Annotated in this window: 14 protein-coding genes; 8 read left to right on the forward strand and 6 right to left on the reverse strand. The window is 70.6% G+C overall.

The genetic code is table 11. The features are described from left to right. Positions 1-34: 34 nt before the first annotated feature. On the reverse strand, positions 35-1609 hold the full coding sequence (locus G3I56_RS27790; RefSeq protein ID WP_343240071.1) for an acyl-CoA carboxylase subunit beta: 1575 nt from the start codon (positions 1607-1609) through the stop codon (positions 35-37). 332 nt (positions 1610-1941) lie between these two features. Between G3I56_RS27790 and G3I56_RS27795 the strand changes: the two genes are divergently transcribed. After that, positions 1942-4092 (forward strand): SpoIIE family protein phosphatase, encoded by a 2151-nt coding sequence (locus G3I56_RS27795; protein ID WP_164413581.1) that lies wholly within the window; start codon positions 1942-1944, stop codon positions 4090-4092. Between the two features lie 130 nt (positions 4093-4222). Here the strand turns inward: G3I56_RS27795 and G3I56_RS27800 are convergent, their stop codons facing one another. Further along, positions 4223-5671 carry a S1 family peptidase gene (locus G3I56_RS27800; RefSeq protein WP_203690823.1) on the reverse strand — a complete coding sequence of 483 codons (1449 nt, stop codon included), beginning with the start codon at positions 5669-5671 and terminating at the stop codon, positions 4223-4225. Positions 5672-6691: 1020 nt separating this feature from the next. Between G3I56_RS27800 and G3I56_RS27805 the strand changes: the two genes are divergently transcribed. From G3I56_RS27805 to G3I56_RS27830, 6 genes are all read left to right on the forward strand, one after another. Then, a complete protein-coding gene (locus tag G3I56_RS27805; protein ID WP_164413585.1) occupies positions 6692-6910 on the forward strand; it encodes a type A2 lantipeptide in 219 nt (72 codons plus the stop codon). Positions 6911-7083: 173 nt separating this feature from the next. Further along, the gene (locus tag G3I56_RS27810) at positions 7084-7890 is read left to right on the forward strand and encodes an HlyD family efflux transporter periplasmic adaptor subunit (RefSeq protein WP_164413587.1); all 807 of its coding nucleotides are present in this window, start codon (positions 7084-7086) and stop codon (positions 7888-7890) included. Then, positions 7887-10112 carry an NHLP family bacteriocin export ABC transporter peptidase/permease/ATPase subunit gene (locus G3I56_RS27815; RefSeq protein ID WP_164413589.1) on the forward strand — a complete coding sequence of 742 codons (2226 nt, stop codon included), beginning with the start codon at positions 7887-7889 and terminating at the stop codon, positions 10110-10112. The genes G3I56_RS27810 and G3I56_RS27815 overlap by 4 nt, the downstream gene beginning before the upstream one ends. Before the next feature lies 1 nt (position 10113). After that, complete coding sequence (locus G3I56_RS27820; RefSeq protein ID WP_164413591.1) at positions 10114-12936, forward strand: NHLP bacteriocin export ABC transporter permease/ATPase subunit; 2823 nt, start codon at positions 10114-10116, stop codon at positions 12934-12936. A 234-nt stretch (positions 12937-13170) separates the two neighbouring features. Continuing rightward, positions 13171-14682, forward strand: coding sequence for an MFS transporter (locus G3I56_RS27825; protein ID WP_164413593.1), 1512 nt, complete (start codon positions 13171-13173; stop codon positions 14680-14682). A gap of 230 nt (positions 14683-14912) precedes the next feature. Next, a complete protein-coding gene (locus tag G3I56_RS27830) occupies positions 14913-15335 on the forward strand; it encodes an STAS domain-containing protein (RefSeq protein WP_164413595.1) in 423 nt (140 codons plus the stop codon). 165 nt (positions 15336-15500) lie between these two features. On the opposite strand, the gene G3I56_RS27835 is transcribed toward G3I56_RS27830, so the two are convergent. Continuing rightward, positions 15501-15935, reverse strand: a complete 435-nt coding sequence (locus tag G3I56_RS27835; RefSeq protein WP_164413597.1) for a protease inhibitor — start codon at positions 15933-15935, stop codon at positions 15501-15503. Positions 15936-16268: 333 nt separating this feature from the next. Between G3I56_RS27835 and G3I56_RS27840 the strand changes: the two genes are divergently transcribed. After that, complete coding sequence (locus G3I56_RS27840) at positions 16269-16964, forward strand: alpha/beta fold hydrolase (RefSeq protein ID WP_164413599.1); 696 nt, start codon at positions 16269-16271, stop codon at positions 16962-16964. Between the two features lie 136 nt (positions 16965-17100). Here the strand turns inward: G3I56_RS27840 and G3I56_RS27845 are convergent, their stop codons facing one another. The 3 genes from G3I56_RS27845 to G3I56_RS27855 form a co-directional block, all read right to left on the reverse strand. After that, complete coding sequence (locus G3I56_RS27845) at positions 17101-18786, reverse strand: RICIN domain-containing protein (RefSeq protein ID WP_164413601.1); 1686 nt, start codon at positions 18784-18786, stop codon at positions 17101-17103. A gap of 480 nt (positions 18787-19266) precedes the next feature. Next, positions 19267-19644 carry a toxin Doc gene (locus tag G3I56_RS27850; RefSeq protein ID WP_164413603.1) on the reverse strand — a complete coding sequence of 126 codons (378 nt, stop codon included), beginning with the start codon at positions 19642-19644 and terminating at the stop codon, positions 19267-19269. Positions 19645-19647: 3 nt separating this feature from the next. Continuing rightward, entirely contained in the window at positions 19648-19896 is a 249-nt protein-coding gene (locus tag G3I56_RS27855; RefSeq protein WP_164413605.1) for a hypothetical protein, read from the reverse strand. Positions 19897-19923 lie beyond the last annotated feature (27 nt).

The raw sequence follows: 19923 nt of genomic DNA on the forward strand, positions 1-19923 counted from the left end.
CGGCTGGCTGTGGCTGGCTACGGCTGCGCCGCACTCACAGCGGGATGTTGCCGTGCCGCCGGTCGGGGACGGCGGCACGTTTGCCGCGCAGTGTGCGCAGCGCCCGGGTGAGGTGTGCCCGGGTGGTGCTGGGCGCGATGACCGCGTCGATGTAGCCGCGGGCGGCGGCCGCGTAGGGGGTGGCCCAGGCCGTGTCGTACTCCTCCACGAGCTTCGCCCTCAGCTTCGCCGCGGTCTCCTCGCCGTCGGCCGCCGCCGCCGCGAGTTCACGGCGGTGCAGCACGCTGACCGCGCCCTCGGCGCCCATCACGGCGATCCTGGCGCTGGGCCAGGCGAGGTTGACGTCGGCTCCGAGGTGCTTGGAGCCCATGACGGCGTATCCCCCGCCGTAGGCCTTGCGGACCACGACGGTGACCCTGGGCACGGTGGCCTCGGCGTAGGCGTACAGCAGTTTGGCGCCGCGCCGGATGATCCCGGCCTGTTCCTGGTGGGTGCCGGAGAGATAGCCGGGGACGTCGGCGAAGGTCAGCAGCGGGATGCCGAACGCGTCGCAGAAGCGGACGAAGCGCGCGGCCTTCTCGGAGGCGTCGATGTCGAGCACACCGGCGCTGTGCAGCGGCTGGTTGGCGACGACACCGACGGAGCGGCCCTCGACGCGGGCCAGGGCGCAGAGGATGTTGGGCGCGAACAGCTCGTGCACCTCGAGCAGTTCACCGTCGTCGACGACCGTCCGTAGGATCTCGCGCATGTCGTACGCGGCCTCGGGCCGGTCGGGGACGATGCCGTCCAGGCGCAGGTCGCCGGGAGTGGCGTCGAGGGCCCGTGGTTCGAAGGCATACTCGGGCGGGCTTTCGCGGTTGTTCGCCGGGAGGTAGGAGAGCAGAACCCGGACGAGGTCGAGGGCGTCGTCCTCGTCCTCGGCGAGGAAATGGGCGTTGCCGTTCCCGGAGTTGCTGGCGCGGGCGCCGCCGAGTTCCTCGGCCGTCGTACGTTCCCCGGTCACGGCCTCGATGACGTCCGGGCCGGTGACGAACATGTGCGAGGTGCCGTCGACCATGACGGTGAAGTCGGTGATGGCCGGCGAATAGGCGGCACCGCCCGCGCACGCCCCCATGATCACGGAGATCTGCGGAATGACGCCCGACGCCTGGACATTACGGCGGGCCAGTTCGGCGTAGAGGGCGAGGGAGGCCACACCCTCCTGGATACGGGCGCCACCGGAGTCGTTCAGGCCGATGATCGGGCACCCCGTGCTCAGGGCCAGATCCATCGTCCTGACGACCTTCTCCCCGAACGCCTCACCCATGCTGCCGCCGTGGACGGTGGCGTCCTGCGCGAAGACGCACACCTGCCGTCCGCCGACAGTGCCGGAGCCGGTGACCACGCCGTCGCCGTACGCCTCGGTGCCCGTGCCGGTGCGGGCGCACACCAGGGCGCCGGTCTCCACGAAGGACCCCTCGTCCAGTAACCGGGCGACGCGTTCGCGGGCGGTGAGCCGGCCACGGGCGGCCTGCCGGGCGACGGCTGCCTCGGAGCCGCCGGCCAGGGCCCGCTGGTGCCGGGCGGTGAGGTCCGCGAGTCGTTCCGCCGTGGTACGCGCAGTGGGCACGGACGATCCCAGGGTTTCCGCAATCGAGGTCACAGCCACCTCCGTCGGGGGTTGTGAGCATGGCAGCTCAGAGGGGTGTGGTCCGCTTTTCCGCTGCCAATGTGAAGTTGTTGAGTGACCTGGGGCCCGCGTTCATAGACGGACTACAAGCGGACGGCGACTGTCAGGTGCCTGCCCTGGACCAAAGGACTCCCAAATCTTCGCGTGGAGGCCCGGCCTGTCGGCGCCGGCGCTTGGGCCCGGGGTGTGCCGGAGCCCGCTCGCCGTGCGCGAAGGGCCGAGTGGACAGAGCCTTGAGTCGGAAGCACCCGGCCCGGTGAGGAGGTGGCCCGATGGCCGATGGACGGGCCTCCGCGCGCGGACGGCCGGGGGGAGACGCCCGCTCGGCCTCGTTCGGGAAGCCGCTGCTGTCGCTGGCGCTCGCGGGGATGATGGAGGACGTCCGGGCCCTCGCGGGCGGGGTGTATCTGCTGGCCCCGGGCGGGTCGGTGCTGGAGATGGCCGTCATGGCGGGGCTGCCCCGGGCGTTCGCGGCGCCCTGGGAGCGGGTCGGGATCGGCGCACCGGTCCCCGTCGCCGAGGCGGCGCGCGAGCGGCGGTTCATCTGGGTGGGCGGCGAGGAGGACATGGCCCGGCGGTACCCGCGGGTCGCCGTGGTGCTGCCCTACCCCTTCACCCTGGCCGCCGTGCCGGTGGCGACCGCCTCCACGGTGTACGGGGCGGTCTTCGTGACCTGGCCCGGTTCGCATTCGCCGGAGCTGTCGGACCGGGAGCGCCGGCAGCTCGGCACGGCCTGCGACCGGCTGGCGCTGCGTCTGGAGCGCGCCGCAGCAGAGCACCGTACGCTGCGGCCCGAGGCGGATCTGCTGGCCATCTCGCCCGAGGCACCCACGGCCGACCCCCTCGGCACGGTCGAGGCGGCACGGATGGTGGCGCGGCTGCCGTACGGGCTGTGCTCGCTCGACCTGCACGGGCGGGTCGGTTTCGTCAACGCGGCTGCCGCGGACCTGCTGGGTGTCCCAGCGGGCGCTCTGCTGGGCACCCAGCTGTGGGTTTCGGTGCCCTGGCTCGACGATCCGGTGTACGAGGACCGCTACCGCGCCGCGCTGTTCAGCCTGCACGTCACCTCGTTCGTGGCGCTGCGCCCGCCCGGCGACTGGCTGTCGTTCCGGTTGTATCCGAGCGCGACCGGGCTGAGCGTCCGCATCACCCGGGCGCGGGCGGTGGCCGAGCTGGAACGGGCTGGGCGCAGGCCCGGCGGGCCGTCCAGCCTGGTCACGATCTCGCAGGTGCTGTCCCTTGCGGGGGCGCTCACCGAGGCGGCGAGCGTCCAGGACGTCATCCAGCTGGCCGCGGACGAGATCATGCCGGCGGCTGGTTGTCAGACGCTCGTACTGCTGGGCTCGCAGAGCGGGCGGATGCGCGTGGTGGGGCATCGCGGGTACACCGACCCAGAGCTCGTGGAGCGGTTCGACGGGTTGCCTCGGACCGCGCAGACCCCGGGAAATCAGGTCCTCAGCACCGGTGTGCCCGCTTTCTTCGAGTCCCGGGGGGAGCTGGAGCGGGCGTATCCGGCGGTGCGGGAGATGTCCGGTCCGACGGCGGCCTGGGCGTTTCTCCCGCTGATCGCGTCCGGACGTCCGGTGGGCACCTGTGTGCTGGGCTACGCCGAACAGCACACGTTCCCCGCCGACGAGCGCGCCGTCCTGACCAGCCTCGGCGGTCTGATCGCCCAGGCTCTGGAGCGGGCCATGCTGTACGACGCCAAGCACCGGGTCGCGCACGGCCTCCAGGCCGCGCTGCTGCCGAGTTCCCTGCCGTCGCTGCCCGGCTTCGAGGCCGCCGCGCGCTATCTGCCCGCCACCCAGGGCATGGACATCGGCGGCGACTTCTACGACCTGGTGTGGTCGCACGGGCGGGCCTCGGCGGTGATCGGAGACGTCCAGGGGCACAACGTGACGGCGGCCGGCCTGATGGGCCAGATCCGTACGGCCGTACGGGCGTACACGACCGTCGGTCAGGCGCCGGAGGAGGTCATGAGCAGCACCAACCGGCTGCTGATCGACCTCGGGACCGAGCTGTTCGCGAGCTGTCTGTATCTGCGGCTCGATCCGGTCACCGGCCGGGCGGTGATGGCCCGTGCGGGGCATCCGCAGCCGCTGCTGAGACATCCGGACGGACAGGTGCGGGTGCTCGACCTGGCCGGGGGTCCCCTGCTGGGGATCGACGCCTCGGCCAGCTACCCGACGACCGAGGTCGAGCTGCTGCCGGGCTGCGTTCTCGCCCTGTACACCGACGGGCTGATCGAGTCCCCGGGCGTCGACATCGACGAGACGCTGGCCGCCCTCGGCCGACGGCTCGCGGCGATCGGGGACCAGCCGCTGGACGAACTGGCCGACGGGCTGGTCGAGTTCGGCGCGGGGGTGACGGAGCGGGTGGACGACATCGCGCTGCTTCTGCTGAGGGCGCGGACGGAGAACTGACGGACGCTCCACGGGACTCCGACCTGTTGGGCCGGACAGCCCCGCGCACGCGGAACGGTCCGGCCCTCCCGCCGGAGGGCCGGACCGTGTCAGTGGCGGCCGGGACTACTGGTGTTTCCGGTGTCGCCGGTCAGTGGTTGTCGTTGTTCTCCAGGCCGGTTCCGTCGTCCGCGCCGTTGCCGGTCTGGTCGTCGACGCCGCCGAGCTCGTCGCCGCCGACCTCTTCACCGAGTCCGGCCTCTTCACCAGCACCGGCTTCCTCACCCGCACCGGCCGCTGCACCAGCACCGGCCTCTTCGCCCGCACCGGCTTCCTCACCCGCACCGGCCGCTGCACCAGCACCGGCTTCCTCGCCCGCACCGGCCTCATCGCCGGCGCCGACCTCTTCGCCCGCGCCAGCCGCTGCACCGGCACCGGCTTCCTCACCGGCACCGGCCTCTTCACCGGCGCCCGCGCCCGCGTCGGCCGCGCCGAGGGTCGCACCCACGGCCGCCAGGGCCGTGGTGACCGGCTGGAAGAAGGTCTCGCCGCCGACCGTGCAGTCGCCGCTGCCGCCGGAGGTGAGGCCGACCGCGCCGCCGTCCTGAGTGAACAGCGAGCCGCCGCTGTCGCCGGGCTCGGCGCAGACGTTGGTCTGGATGAGGCCGGTGACCGTGCCCTCGGGGTAGTTCACGGTGGCGTCGAGGCCGGTGACCTCGCCGTCGTTGAGGCCCGTCGTGGAGCCCATGCGGAAGACCTGCTGGCCGACCGCGGCCTCGGCGGCCTGGAGGATGTCGACGGTCTGGCCGTTGCCGACGTCGACCGTGCTGGCCGCCACGGTCGCCGGGTCGTTGTACTTCACGAGTGCGAAGTCACCGTCGCCGGGGAAGGTGGCCGCCTCGACGGTGGCGATGGGTTCGCCGGTCTCCGAGTCCGACCACTCGGCCGCGGCCACACCGCAGTGACCGGCGGTCAGGAAGCCGGGCGTGCCGTCTCCGGTCACCACGTTGAAGCCGAGGGAGCAGCGGGCGCCGCCGGCGAAGATGGCGTCGCCACCCTCCACGAACGTCTTGAAGGCGCCCTCGGTCTTCTTGATGGTCGCCATGCCCGAGCCGAGGCTCTTGACGGTCGACTCGATCGTGTTCCAGTTGGCGCCCGTGACCGTGCTGTCCGCGGTGACCTGGATCTTGTTGGTGCGGGGGTCGAGGGCCCAGGCGGTGCCCGGGATCGTCGCCTTGGTCTTCAGCGTCTGCGCGCCGGCCTTCAGCTCGGCGATGCTGTTGTCCACCTCACGGACAGCGGCGCCGGCCTTCTTGGCCTGGATGACGACGTTGTTGTTGACGCCTTCGACCACGTTGACGATCAGCTGCTGCTTGTCGGCTTCGTAGTAGGAGCCCGCGAAGGCATCCCCGAGCAACTGCTGCAGCCGCGAGGCCAGGTCCGAGGCATCCGTCGCCTTCAGGGTCTTCGGAGCCGCGCCGTCCGCAGCGTCGGTCTGGGACGCCATGGCGTTGGGCAGCAGCAGTGCCGCCGCTCCGATCGCCGCGACACTGCCCACCGCTATCGCGGCCTTACGCTTCGGAACTCGCTTGTGACTCAACTTCTGACCTCCTGCGGGGCGGGGTCTTAGCCGCCGATCGTTCATCGGCGACCGACTGGGGCGCCTGGATGGCTGTAGGTACGGGCGGGTTGCTCGGGGCGTTCAAATTATTTGCCAACTCCCTTTGCGAAACAGCGAATCGGCCATTGCCATGGCCTGACCGACGACTGCCGGGAACAACGGCACATATGACGATGACGCCCACCGAAGCGGACAAGATCCTTTTCCCCGACTTCGCACCCCGGGCGCCCGGCCCCGGCCCGTCGGCCGAGGAACCGCGCGAGCACCGCACAGCGCCGCGAATTCCCTGGTCGACACAGTGGCGGGGCAGACGTCGACGGCTGCCGCCGGCACCCTCGGGCGTGATCCCGGCGTCGGCTGCACGGAGAGCCTTCGCCCCCTTGGCGACGGGCCTGCGGTCCACGAAATTCCCGTGCCGGGTGACCGGATCCGATGTCCCGATCGAGGCGACCCCTGCGGCCCGCGCAAGCACGGTGCGCCTGCTCGCGAATCGACTTCACGCACAGGACATGCACAGAAAGGCACTTTCTGTAATCGACTCATGGCGTTGTGTCGGTCAATCCGTTGCGAATCCCGGCTTCAGGGAATCTGCACAGCGAATACGCAGCCAGGTCACCGCATACGACGGTTCCGCACATCCGCTCGTCACACACCACGCCTTTGGTGGCGGAATGTTCGGTTCCGCCGTGTACCGGTGACCGACGCTCCCGCCCGACCGCAAGAGTCGAAGTGCACCGAAGCCGTGCGGCATGTGAAGAAGTCGCCGCCAAGGCGTGCGCGCACCCTCACCGTGTGGGGCTCGGGGTCTCAATTGCCCTGGTGAGGCGGTCGGTTGATTGGAAGCGCGCTGCGGGGGCGTGCTTTGATCCATCGCATCGCAGGGCCTGCCGAGGTTCCGGAAACGAGCCTGGGTCGCCCTGCGGTCGCGGCCGTCGTCTGCCCCACCAGAGAGGGCCGCTCTCCCCCTTGTGAAATCCCCATATGAAGGGAAGTTCCATCATGAACTCCACCCCCCAGGTTGAGACCGCCGAGCTGTCGGACGCCGCCCTCGACGCCGTCTCCGGCGGTCTGTCCCTGAACGCCGTCGGCACCGTCACGAACCTGGTGGACAGCGCTGCCCCCGGCGTGCTTCCGCTGGTCGGCACGGTCACCGGCACGGTCGAGGGCCTCACCGGCCTGAACACCGGTGCGGTCACCGGCCTGGTCGCCGGTCTCTGATCGACGCCTTGCGCCGCTGAGTCCCGGAACCGCTTCCCGGTTCCGGGACTCTCGGGTGCCTGGGCGCTCCGCCGGCCATGCGGTTCGTCTGCCTCGGGCCGGTGAAGTCCGGTGCGCTCGGACCAGCCGGCTCACCGCCGGTATTCATCCGCTCGCAGGTGAGGGAAAGTCCCGTGCAGTTCCGCCAACAGGCCCTCGCCAAGCTCCAGTCGGCCGAGGAGCTGGACCTTCCGGTGCGTTTCGCGCGTCCCCAGGGCTGGCTGGTCCTTTCCGTCACGGTCGTGGTCATGGCCGCCGCGTCGGTGTGGGCGGTCACGGGGTCCGTCTCGTCCACGGTCAGCGCGCCCGCCATCCTCACGCACGGGGAGGGCAGTTACGTCCTGCAGAGCCCCGTCTCCGGACAGATCACCGCGGTCCTCGCAGAGGAAGGGGCCCGGCTGCCCGCCAACTCCCCTGTGCTGAAGGTCCGTACGGCCTCCGGGGAGTCGGTCGTCCGCTCGGTCGCCGCGGGCCGGCTCACCGCGCTCGCCGCCACGATCGGCCAGATCGTCGGTACGGGCACGAACATCGCGGCCATCGAGAAGGTCACCCGCGCGAGCGACCCGCTGTACGCGACGCTTTACGTCGCGGCCGAGAGCGCAGCCACGATTCCCGCGAACGCAGCCGTCGACCTGACCGTGCAGACCGCGCCCACCCAGCAGTACGGGGTGCTGCGCGGCCATGTGCGGTCGGTGGACCGGGCCGCCCAGACCGAGCAGCAGATCGGCGCGTTCCTCGGTGACAGCCAGCTGGGCGAGCAGTTCACCAGGAAGGGCCGCCCTGTCGCCGTGCTGGTGAGACTGGACAAGTCGTCGGCGACGAAGAGCGGTTACAAGTGGTCCTCTGCCGAGGGGCCGCCGTTCGCGCTCACCTCCATGACCCTGGCCTCGGGCTCGATCCGGCTGGCGGACCAGCGTCCCGTCGATTGGCTGCTGCCGTGAGTGCCTCACCGAACTCCCGGACCAGGCGCCGCTCGGCCCCGCCCCGCCGCACGGTTCCGAAGGGCAGCGGCAAGTCCGTGCGCACGCCGACGGTTCTCCAGATGGAGGCCGTCGAGTGCGGCGCGGCCTCGCTCGCCATGGTCCTCGCCCACTACGGACGGCACATCCCCCTGGAGGAGCTGCGCATCGCCTGCGGTGTCTCGCGGGACGGCTCGCGCGCCAGCAACCTCCTGAAGGCGGCCCGGAGTTACGGGCTGACGGCCAAGGGCATGCAGATGGACACGGCAGCGCTCGCCGAGGTGAACGCGCCCGCGATCCTGTTCTGGGAGTTCAACCACTACGTAGTCCTCGACGGCATGGGTCGCCGCCTCGGCAGGCGCGGGGTGTACGTCAACGACCCCGGCAAGGGGCGCCGGTTCGTGCCGATGGAGGACTTCGACTCCAGTTTCACCGGTGTCGTCCTCGTCATGGAGCCGGGCCCCGACTTCGTGCGGGGCGGGCGCAAGCCGGGCGTCCTGGGTGCCATGCCTGCCCGGCTGCGCGGCACTTCGGGCACGATGCCCGCCGCGATCCTGGCGAGTCTGCTGCTGGTGGCGGTGGGCGCCGCGATGCCCGCGCTCAGCCGCACCTACATCGACACGTTCCTGATCGGCGGGCAGACCTCGATGCTGGAGGTGCTGTTCGCGTCGATGGGCGCGTGCGTGGCGCTGACGCTCGTACTGACCTGGCTGCAACAGGCGAACCTCCTGCACGGCCGCATCATCTCCTCGACCCTGAGCAGCGCCCGCTTCCTGCGCCATCTGCTGCGTCTCCCGGTCACCTTCTTCTCGCAGCGCAGCCCTGCCGACCTGGTCCAGCGCCTCCAGTCGAACGACGCGGTGTCCGAGACACTGGCCCGCGACCTCGCGGCGGCGGGCGTCGACGCGATCGTCGTGGTGCTGTACGCCGTGCTCCTGTACACGTACGACCCGCAACTCACCGCCGTCGGGATCGGCGTGGCGCTGCTCAACATCGTGGCCATGCGGGTGGTGATCCGGCTGCGCGCGACCCGTACCGCGAAACTGCGCGCGGACAACGCCCGGTTGACCAACACCGCTTACTCCGGGCTCCAGTTGATCGAGACGATGAAGGCGACCGGCGGCGAGGAGGGCTACTTCCGCAAGTGGGCCGGGCAGCACGCGACCACGCTGGAGGAACAGCAGCGACTCGGCGTGCCGAGCGCCTGGCTGGGGGTGGTCGCGCCGACGCTGGCGACGCTGAACAGCGCGCTGATCCTGTGGATCGGCGGGATGCGGGCCGTCGAGGGCCATATGTCCGTGGGCCTGCTGGTGGCCTTCCAGGCCCTGGTCGTGCGGTTCACCGCACCCCTGACCCGGCTCAACGGGGTGGCGGGCCGCATCCAGGACTTCGCGGCGGACGTGGCCCGGCTCAAGGACGTCGAGAACTTCCAGGCAGACCCCCTGTACGCCCGCCCGGGCGGGGGCGGCGATTCGACGCGCCGCCTGCATGGCCACGTAGAACTCCAGAACATCACCTTCGGCTACAGCCCCCTCGACAAACCCCTGCTCTCCGGCTTCGACCTGACCGTCGGTCCGGGTCAGCAGGTGGCGCTGGTGGGTGGCTCCGGCAGCGGCAAGTCGACTGTCTCCAGGCTGATTTCGGGCCTGTACGCGCCCTGGGAGGGCGTCATCCGGATCGACGGGCAGCGCCTGGAGGACATTCCGCGCGGCGCGCTGGCGGCCTCGGTCTCCTTCGTCGACCAGGACGTGTTCCTCTTCGAGGGCAGTGTGCGTGACAACGTGGCACTGTGGGACCCGTCGATCCCGGACGAGTCGGTGGTGGCGGCCCTTGAGGACGCGGCGCTGTACGACGTCATCACGCGTCGGCCGGGCGGTATCCACAGCCGGGTCGAGCAGGACGGGCGGAACTTCTCCGGCGGACAGCGCCAACGTCTGGAGATCGCGCGGGCGTTGGTGCGCGACCCCAGCATTCTCGTCCTCGACGAGGTGACCAGCGCGCTGGACGCGGAGACCGAGCAGACCGTGATCGACAACCTGCGCAAGCGCGGCTGCGCCTGCGTGGTGATCGCCCACCGGCTCTCCACCGTGCGCGACAGCGACGAGATCGTCGTACTCCAGCACGGCACGATCGTGGAACGCGGGCGGCACGACGCCCTGGTGGCGGCCGGTGGCGCGTACGCCGAGCTGATCAGGGAGCGATGAGATGAGAGCCGTCCACCAAGGCGATGCCGATGTCGTCCTTGCCGCGCTCGGGCAGATGGGGACGCGTTTCGACCTGTCCGGGCAGGGCCGCCTCGACCTCGAAGGTCCGCAGGTGCTGTGGCTGGTCGCGTCCGGCGCGCTCGACCTGTACGCGGTCGACGCCGTGGAGCAGGGCCAGTGGCACCACATCGGCCGGCTGGAGGCGGGCGCCCTGCTGCTCGGCCCGGTCACCGGCCCGGAACACACCCTGGTCGCCCGCCCGGTGCGCGACTGCGTGGTGCACCGCATCGGCCTGCGCGAGCTGTACCGGTCGCCGGGCACGGAGACCTGGTCGTACGACGAGTACGGCAACGCCCAGTACGTGCCCCCGGCGACCAGCCCGCTGGAGTACGCCCTCGCCCTGGGCGTCGGACGAGGCCTGTCCGTCCTCTTCCAGGCACCGATGGCCTCCGAGCGGGCCGCCGCGCCGACCGACGACGATGTGTTCTGGATGCAGGTCCCGCCGGGCAGCGTGCGGTACGGATCGCTGTACGGCGCGGAGGCCGCCGCCGATCTGCTGATGGACCCCGGGGTCTGGCAGGGCATGGTCGACCAGCAGCACCGGCTGCTCGCGACCCTCGACCGGTGGATCGAGCAGCTGGAACGCGGCCACGAGACCCGTACGGCGGCCGGTATCAAGGCGGGCGAGGCCGTCCGTGCCCAGGCCGACCGGACGCTGCTGGCCTCGATCGGCAGGCCCTCGGCGAAGCGCACGACCGCCGCCGACGCCGATGCCACGTACGCGGCCTGCGAGCTCGTCGCCGAGGCAGCCGGGATCACACTCGCCGAGCCCGCGCGGAGCGGCACCGAGAGCGACCGGCTCGACCCGGTCGAACGGATCGCGCTCGCCTCCCGCGTCCGCACCAGGGCTGTCCGGCTCGACGGCCGCTGGTGGCATGACAACGTCGGCCCGCTGATCGGTCACCGCACTCTGTCGGGCTCACCGGTCGCGCTGCTGTGGCGACGCGGCGGCTATGTGGCCCTGCAGCCGTCGTCGGGACGCGAGACACCGGTGGAGAAGGCGAACGCCGCAGAGTTCGAGGAGCGGGCGGTGATGTTCTACCGCCCGCTGCCCGAACGCGGAATGAGCCCGCTGCGACTGCTCCGGTTCAGCATGGGCGGCAGCCGGGGCGATGTGGTGAACCTGCTGCTGAGCAGCCTCGTGACGATCGCCATCGGCGCGCTGGTGCCTGTCGCCACCGGCAGGGTGCTCGGCGAGTTCGTGCCGAGGGCGCAGACCACGCTGATCGTCCAGTTCTGTCTGGCCGTGATGATCAGCAGCGTGGTGGCGGCGGCCTTCACACTCATGCAGAACCTCACCCTGCTCCGGATGGAGGGCCGGATCGAGGCGACTCTCCAACCGGCCGTCTGGGACCGGCTGTTGCGACTGCCGACCAAGTTCTTCACCGAGCGCTCGACCGGTGAGCTGGCCAGTGCGGCGATGGGTATCAGCGCGATTCGCAAGCTGCTGGCGGGAGTTGCTCCGGTCGTCACGCAGTCGGTCACGGTCGCGGCGATGAATCTGGGCCTGCTCCTCTGGTACAGCGTGCCGATGGCGCTGGCGGCGGTCGGCATGCTGGTGGTGATCGCCACCGTGTTCCTGGGGCTCGGGCTGTGGCAGGTGCGCTGGCAGCGGCGGCTGATCACGCTCTCCAACAAGCTGAACAACCAGGCCTTCCAGACCCTGCGCGGCCTGCCCAAGCTGCGGGTCGCGGCGGCCGAGAACTACGCGTACGCGGCCTGGGCGGGCGAGTTCGCGCGCAGCCGTGAGTTGCAGCAGAAGGTCGGCCGCATCAGGAACCTCACGACCGTGCTGGGCGCGGTGTACCTGCCGGTCTGCACCCTGCTCATGTTCATGCTGCTCGCGGGTCCGGCGCGCGGAGAGATGTCAGCGGCGGCCTTCCTCACCTTCAACACCTCGGTGACGATGCTGCTGACCTCGGTCACCCAGCTGACCGGCGCCTTCGTCTCCGGCGTGGCCGCGCTCCCGCTGTACGAGGAGATCAAGCCGGTACTGGAGGCGACCCCGGAGGTACGTGTCGCGAGCACCCGGCCGGGTGTGCTGACCGGCGCGATCGAGGCCCGCCGGCTCTCCTTCCGTTATACGGACGACGGCCCACTCGTCCTGGACGACGTGTCCTTCCAGGTCCGGGCGGGCGAGTTCGTGGCGGTCGTCGGCCCCAGCGGCTGCGGCAAGTCGACGCTGCTGCGCCTGCTGATCGGCTTCGACAAGCCGGTCTCGGGCAGTGTGCTGTACGACGGCCAGGACCTGGGCGCGCTCGACCAGTCGGCCGTACGCCGCCAGTGCGGTGTCGTCCTCCAGCATGCCCAGCCGATGACGGGTTCGATCCTGGACGTCATCTGCGGCACCGAGCCGTACACGCCGGAGGAGGCGATGGCCGCCGCCGGGATGGCGGGCCTCGCCGAGGACATCAAGCGGATGCCGATGGGCCTGCACACCATCGTCCAGGGCAGCGGCGCGATCTCGGGCGGCCAGCGACAGCGGCTGATGATCGCGCAGGCACTGATCCGCAGGCCGCGCATCCTCTTCTTCGACGAGGCGACCAGCGCCCTGGACAACGAGACCCAGCGCACGGTCATCGAGAGCACCCGCGCGCTGAACGCCACCCGCATCGTGATCGCCCACCGTCTGTCCACGGTGCTGGACGCGGACCGGGTGATCGTGATGGAGGACGGCAAGGTGGCCCAGCAAGGGCCCCCGGCCCAGCTGCTGGCGGACACGGGCGGACGGCTGCACGAACTGGTGCGACGGCAGCTGGCGTAGGCGGAGCAGGCCCTCCGGAACACCGGCGGGGCGACAGACATCCCCCTAACGATACTTTCCCGTATCGATACTTTGCCGTTTCGATACTTTGCCGTTTCGATGAAAATGGTCTAATCTCAAAAGGCCGAGAGTACGAAACCGTTTCGTTTACATACTCGTAACCTCTGGTCTTCCTCGCTTTCCGTCACCACTCGTCGCTCCGCTCACGAGCGACCTTCCCTGGAGTGTGCTCAGATGCCACAGTCCCTTACCCAAGGCGCCCCGAAGGGCGTCGGGCACGACACGGACAAGGGATCCGCCGCGCCGAACCCGAAGCGGTGGTGGATCCTCGCGATCATCGGTATCGCGCAGCTGATGGTCGTCCTCGACGCCACCATCGTGAACATCGCGCTCCCCTCCGCACAGGCCGACCTCGGCTTCTCCGACGGCAGCCGGCAGTGGGTCGTCACCGCGTACGCGCTGGCCTTCGCCTCCCTGCTGCTGCTCGGCGGCCGGATCGCCGACCTGTTCGGCCGCAAGCCCGCCTTCCTCATCGGTGTCGCCGGATTCGCCGGTGCCTCCGTCCTCGGCGGCGCCGCGAACGGCTTCGAGATGCTGGTCGTCGCCCGGGCACTCCAGGGTGTCTTCGGCGCACTGCTCGCGCCCGCCGCGCTCTCGCTCCTCAACACGACCTTCAGCGACGCGCGCGAAAAAGCCCGCGCGTTCAGCGTGTACGGCGCGATCGCCGGGGCCGGCGGCGCGGTGGGCCTGCTGCTCGGCGGTCTGCTGACCGACGCGCTCGACTGGCGCTGGACGCTGTACGTGAACCTGATCTTCGCCGTGGTGGCCTTCGTGGGCGGCTGGATGCTGCTGAGCAACCACCGTGACGCCGCCAACTCCAAGATCGACGTCCCGGGCACACTACTGGTCTCCGCCGGCCTCTTCTCCGTCGTCTACGGCTTCTCCAATGCCGAGTCGCACGACTGGAGCTCGCCGCAGACCTGGGGCTTCCTGGCCGCGGGCGTACTGCTCCTCGCGGCGTTCACCCGGTGGCAGACCCGCGCGAAGCACCCGCTGCTGCCGATGCGCGTCCTGCTGGACCGCGACCGTGCGGCCTCGTTCCTCACGGTGCTCATCTCCGGCGCCGCGATGTTCGGCGTCTTCCTCTTCCTCACCTACTACCTGCAGCTGAACCTCGGCTTCAGCCCGACCAAGACCGGCCTGGCCTTCATGCCGATGATGGCGGCCCTGATGGTGGCGGCCCAGGTGTCCACCACAATGCTCGTGCCCCGCTTCGGGCCGAAGATCATCATCCCGGCGGGCTTCGCCCTCGGCGCGGCCGGCATGGTCTGGCTGACCGGAATCGACGTCGATTCGTCCTTCAGCACCGCCGTGCTCCCACAGCTGCTGGTGATCGGCGCGGGAATGGGCGCCATCATGCCGCCCGCGATGCAGCTGGCCACCAGCGGGATCGGCGCCGAGGACGCGGGAGTTGCCTCCGCGACGGTCAACACCATGCAGCAGGTGGGCGGTTCGATCGGCACGGCGCTGCTGAGCACGCTCGCCGCGAGCGCCGCGACCAACTACCTGTCCGGCCGGAACGCGGCAGACAAGCTGGTCCAGGCCCAGTCGACGATCGAGAGCTACACCACCGCCTTCTGGTGGTCGGCGGGCTTCTTCGCCGCCGGCGCCCTGATCACCTTCCTGCTGTACCGCCCCGGCGTCCCGGTCCAGGACGAGAACGCCGCACCGGTCGTCCACATGTGATCGACCCGGGTCACCAAGGCCGAGGGGCCGCCGTCCGTAGGGAGACGGCGGCCCCTCCGGCTGTCGCGACACCCCCGGGGTAAGTGCACGATGCATGGAATGTCAATGGGTATGGCCGCAATTCACCCTGTCGAGTGAACTAGATCTTGCGAGCGGCGTGTCAGGGATGGTCCGGACTCAGCCGGGGAAGCTACCGAGATCGAATGCGCCCCCGCCGAGGTGGAGCAGCCATGACGCCGGAAGCCGACGACCGCACCCCCGGGCCGCCCGAGCGCACGGCCTCGGACTCGTCCGGAGCCCTGCCGCCGACGGCCAACCCGTATGCCCGTACGTACCCGAACGGGCCGTTCACCGTGGTCGAGGTCTCCGGCGAGATCGATCTGGCGACCGCGGGTCTCCTCGCCGAGCACCTGGACGCCGCGACCTCACGCCCCGGCCCCGACGTCCTGGTGGACCTCCGGCACGTCGGTTTCTTCGACTGCTCCGGCCTGCGCGAACTGTGCCGCGCCGACACCCGGGCCCGCGAGCGCGGCGGGCGGCTGCGCCTGGTCTCCGACACACCCCGCCTCCACCGTCTGCTGCGCGCCGCACGCCTGCTGCACCGATTCCCGCCCCTCGCCCACATCCCGGAGCCGGAGCCGAAGCCGGAGTGAGGGAACCGTTTCCGCCCTCGCGTACACATGCCGATGGGCCGGTCGGTGGCCCCACACCACCGACCGGCCCCGCTACGAGATCGTGCGGCATTCCGCGACACAGGGGTTCGCACTCCCCATCCGCGTGCATCCTGCGTTGCTCACGGAAGCGCGCGACCCCGGTCCCTAGAACGTGAAGACGGCTGCCCCGTAGGTGTTCTTCACGCACTCGTTCGCGAAAGTCCGCTCATAGGCGACCCGCTGGCCCCGCCACACGCCCTCGACGGTGACGACCACGGGGTCGTACTGCTTGGTGCACTTCACGTCGCCCTTCGCCGCCAGCAGGTCGAAGTCCCCTCCGGCAGCCCGGAGTTCGGCGCAGGCCTCGGACGCCGCCGGGTGCGTGCCCGAGGCCGTCGGGGCACAGGTCAGGGTGACGGCACGCTCGGGGGTGACTGCGGCCGCGGTGTCACCGTGGCCCATGGTGAGCACCAGGGCCGAGGGTGCGTAGAGCCCGGAGGGGGCGGAGCCCGGGGCGGCGACGGCGGGGCCGGCGAGAGGGGCGCAGACGGCGGTGGCCGTCAGGGTCAGAGTCGCTGCCCAGCGCGCGGTGTTCGGCATTGTGTGCATCCTTCCGCTCAGTTCGTAGATGCGAATCGAAGGTCCAACGGTCCGCATGGGTACTCGATCCCAGCCGGTCGGGCCGGATCGGCGAGCGTGAGTCTGCCGAGTCCGGCGCCGAAACTCATCTCGACCCCATGCGTTTCAGTAACCTTGCGTATTGAATCAGTGGCGTGAAGTTACGTGATTCGAACGCGTGAAGCCCGTAACTGAGCGGCCGTTGATCACCTGAGGCGACGGAGTGGCTGGATCCACCTGCCTTTTTAATCGGCCTGAAACATTCCGATTCGGCGCCGTACGGGGCTCCCGGGCCACCGCGTTAGGTTGTGCCCCATGAGCGAATTCGTGTTGGTCGCGGGTGTGCGGCTGGGTGCCTGGGCATGGGACGAGGTGGCGGTCGAGCTGCGCGCCGCCGGGCACGGGGTGCACCCGCTGACGTTGTCGGGGGTGGCGGAGCGGCGGGGCAAGCCGGCCGGGCAGCAGACGCATGTGCGGGACGTCGTCGAGGAGGTCGAGCGTCTCGATCTGCGGGACGTCGTGCTCGTCGGTCACAGTTACGCGGGGATACCCGTCGGGCAGGCCGCCGAGCGGATCGGTGAGCGGCTGGGCCGGGTGGTGTTCGTCGACGCGAGTGTCCCGGCCCACGGAAGGTCGTTCCTGTGGGGCTGGGACAGTGCCGGGGCGGAGGCGTCGATCGCCGCGAACGACGGCTTCTGGCCGACCCCGGGGCCGGACCACTTCGCGGGCCAGGGGCTCACCGACGAGCAGATCGCGCGGATCGTGAGCGGCTCGACACCCCACCCCGGGGCCACCCTCACCGAGCCGGCCGTCCTCACGGGCTCGATGGGTGACCTTCCCGCGACCTACGTCAAGTGTCTGCTCGACGACCCGGAGCCGTCCGAGGACGTGGTCGAGCTGCTCAGGAGCGACCGATGGGATCTGGTCGAGCTGGACACCGGACACTGGCCGATGTTCTCCCGCCCACGCGAACTGGCCGCCATCCTGCACCGGTCGGCGACCCGCACCTGACCGAGCGTTCCGCCCCCGACACCCTTACCCGTCCCTCCCCCAGAGGGGGACCCCCACTGAGAGCTGCCGCCCCCAGACCCCCGATTGACGCCGGACGCGCCGAGGGCGTCAGTCGGGTGGGCGGGAGACACCGCCGCTACCTCGGGTCCGCGTCGACCTGGGCAGCCTTGCCCAGTGAGCCGCCTATCGACAGGGACTCGGGGCTGGCGGTGACCTTGTCGGCCAGCCAGCGCTGGCCTGCGGAGCCGTCCCGGACCTTGACGACCACGTCCGCGCCGGGGTCGGCGGAGGCGGTGGCGACGGCGAGGCCCTCCTCCCAGCGTGGCAGCAGCTCGCCCCGCACGGTGAGGTCGTAGCGGACGTCATTGCCGCGCTCGGCGGACTCGGCGGCACAGCGGCCGAGGATGACGACACCGGCGTCGGCGTGCGAGTCGAGGCACAGCTCGGGGTTGGCGACACTGCGCAACTGACCGTCGTCCTCGTACGTCCACAGCTGGGTCCACGCGGTCGAGCAGGACGCGAGCCTGGTGACGGCGCCGGCCGTGGCCCGGCCGCCCCGGATGTCGAGGCACTGGTCGGCGGTGACGTTGCGCAGCCGGGTCTGCCGGATGGAGGTCGGGTTGTTGCCCGCCGCGGGCGGCGAGGAGGACACCGCGGGCGAGGTCGGCGTGGCGCCGGGCGCCGTGCCGCGTCCGGCGGTCGCGCTGGAGGAGGCGGCCGGGTCGGCGCCACTGCCGTCCTTCGGCCACAGCCCGCTGCCCAGCACGACCGCGAGGACGACTGTCGAGGCAAGACCCACACTGGTGAGCAGGGTTCTCCTTTTCCCGGTCCCGCCCGCGAGCGGGTGGCGCGGCGAGGGAATCCGTGACAGCAGACGATGGCGTCCCAGGCCGACCCCCCGGCCACCGGCACCCTCACCGCCGCCGCCACTGCCACTGCCACTGCCACGGTGCCGGGCATGGCCGCGCAGCCGCGTGCCGCTCTGACTACGCCCCGGGCGCGAGTCGAGATAGCGCCGGGCGCCCCAGCCGAGCACCGCCTCGGCGAGCAACGTGCCCAGGCCGCCCTCGAAGTGGCTCAGCTGCTCGGCGGCGTGCCGGCAGTAGTTGCACACCGACAGGTGCTGCTGGACATCGGGCAGCAGAGCGCCGCCGCGCCGGATGGGGATGTCGAGGAGACGGTTGTAGAACCGGCATTCCTTGGACGGCGCGAGTTCCCGGTGGGCGCGTACACAACCCTCACGGAATTGTTCGCGGGCCTGTTCGAGCGACGCCGCCGCCATATTCGTGTCCATGCCAAGAAGGACGGCGGGGACATTCATCGGCTCGGCCTCCACCTCGGTGTGCCACAGCAGACACTGGGCGAGTCCGGGAAGAGCCTGGAACGAACGTTCAGCGAGCTTTCGGTTTTCCGCCGTCATGGCCTTCGCCGCGCGCATACCGCGACCGCCCGCCGGTTTCGTCAGGTCGGGCAGCACCTCGGATATGCGGTCGTCGGCCGACCACTCCCTGACGATGTCGCGCACGGCCACAAGGAACCTCGGGCGCAACGCGACGGCCGACTCGGCCCGCATCACCCGCTCCAGGACCTGGTGGAAGGCGGCGGTGGTGACCATGGAGGCGGTCCGGGCAGAGGTGGCGAGGCAGATGACCGCGTACTCGTGGGTCGCCTGCCAGTGCCGCGCGGTCAGCAGGGCGACGGGCACGCCCGTCTCGCCCTCCGGTCTGTTTCTGAGCTGGGCCGCGAGACTCTCGTCCGATTCCCCCGGAACCCCACCGGAGTGCGGAGGGTACGACGGACGAGGGGGGTGGGGGTGGGGCACTGAGCGGTTCCTTCCCACGCGCGGGTAACTCACAGAGGCGCCCGGCTGCGTCCCCCGCCCCGACCGTGGCGCTGGACCGCCGCCGAATCACCACCGACGAATTGAGTCCGGCCACTCCCCCTGTACAGGTAGTTCACCATTGCACAAGTCGGTCACGGCCAACAAGGCACTTGGGCAACATCCATTCATAGAAGGAAAGTCAGCAACAGGAGAAACTTCCGACACTCGCACCGGCTTTCGGTATTTTCCCCGCGCTCCGTGCCCGTGCCCCGTGTGAACCGCGCGCACGCGCCGGTGTGCCGCGCACGCTCCCGGCGCGTGCGCCGGTGCAGTCCACTGGAACCGGCCCTCCTCGAAGGCCCCGCGTGGAAAGGCGGCTCTCCCGCGCGAAACGGCCGCCGACCCCGTTCTTCCCGCCCTCGGTCGGCGGCCCCGAGGGCGGGCCCGGCTCGACAACCGGGCCGATCTGCCCGGATCGGTTCAGATCTGCCAGGAGCGCAGCCGGTCGGCCGCGCTGTAGACGTCGACCTTGCCCGAGATCAGGTCGCGGGCGAGGTCGACGAGGGCGCCATAGGGCGGATCGATGCCGACATCGCTGACGAACATGTACGCAACGGCGGTGGCACAGGCGAAGCGGGCGTTGGCCGACGGCAGCGGCTTGAGCAACGCGAGGGTGTGCAGCAGTGCGGCGGCACGCCAGGCCGGGTCGGAGTCCACGCCGAGGCGCGGCGGATCGACCCGGTGCCGGGCCACCGCGGCCACCAGGGCGGAGAAGTCGTTGACCGTGGGCTGGTCCGGCAGGACCTCTTCGTGGCGCTGGAGCAGCCAGGGCACGTCGATGTGGATGACGGGAGCCATCGGTCAGGCGACCCGTCCCTGACGCCCCGGCGCGACCGGTTCGTCCTCGGGGAACGCGGCGGCGAACTCGTCGGCGTGGGCCGCGAAGAACCGCCGGAACTCCTCCGCGCCCTCCTGCAGGGCGCGGTGGCGGGCGATGTCGGCAGCCGCCGCCTCACGTACGAGGGCCTTCATGGACGTACCGCGCTCCTTGGCTATCTGCCGCAGGTCCTCTAGCTCGCGGTCACTGAACTCCACGTTGAGAGCTGGCATGCCCCCACGGTACCGCGCCGGTACTTA

The organism is Streptomyces sp. SID12488, assembly GCF_010548275.1.
Taxonomy (GTDB): Bacteria; Actinomycetota; Actinomycetes; order Streptomycetales; family Streptomycetaceae; genus Streptomyces.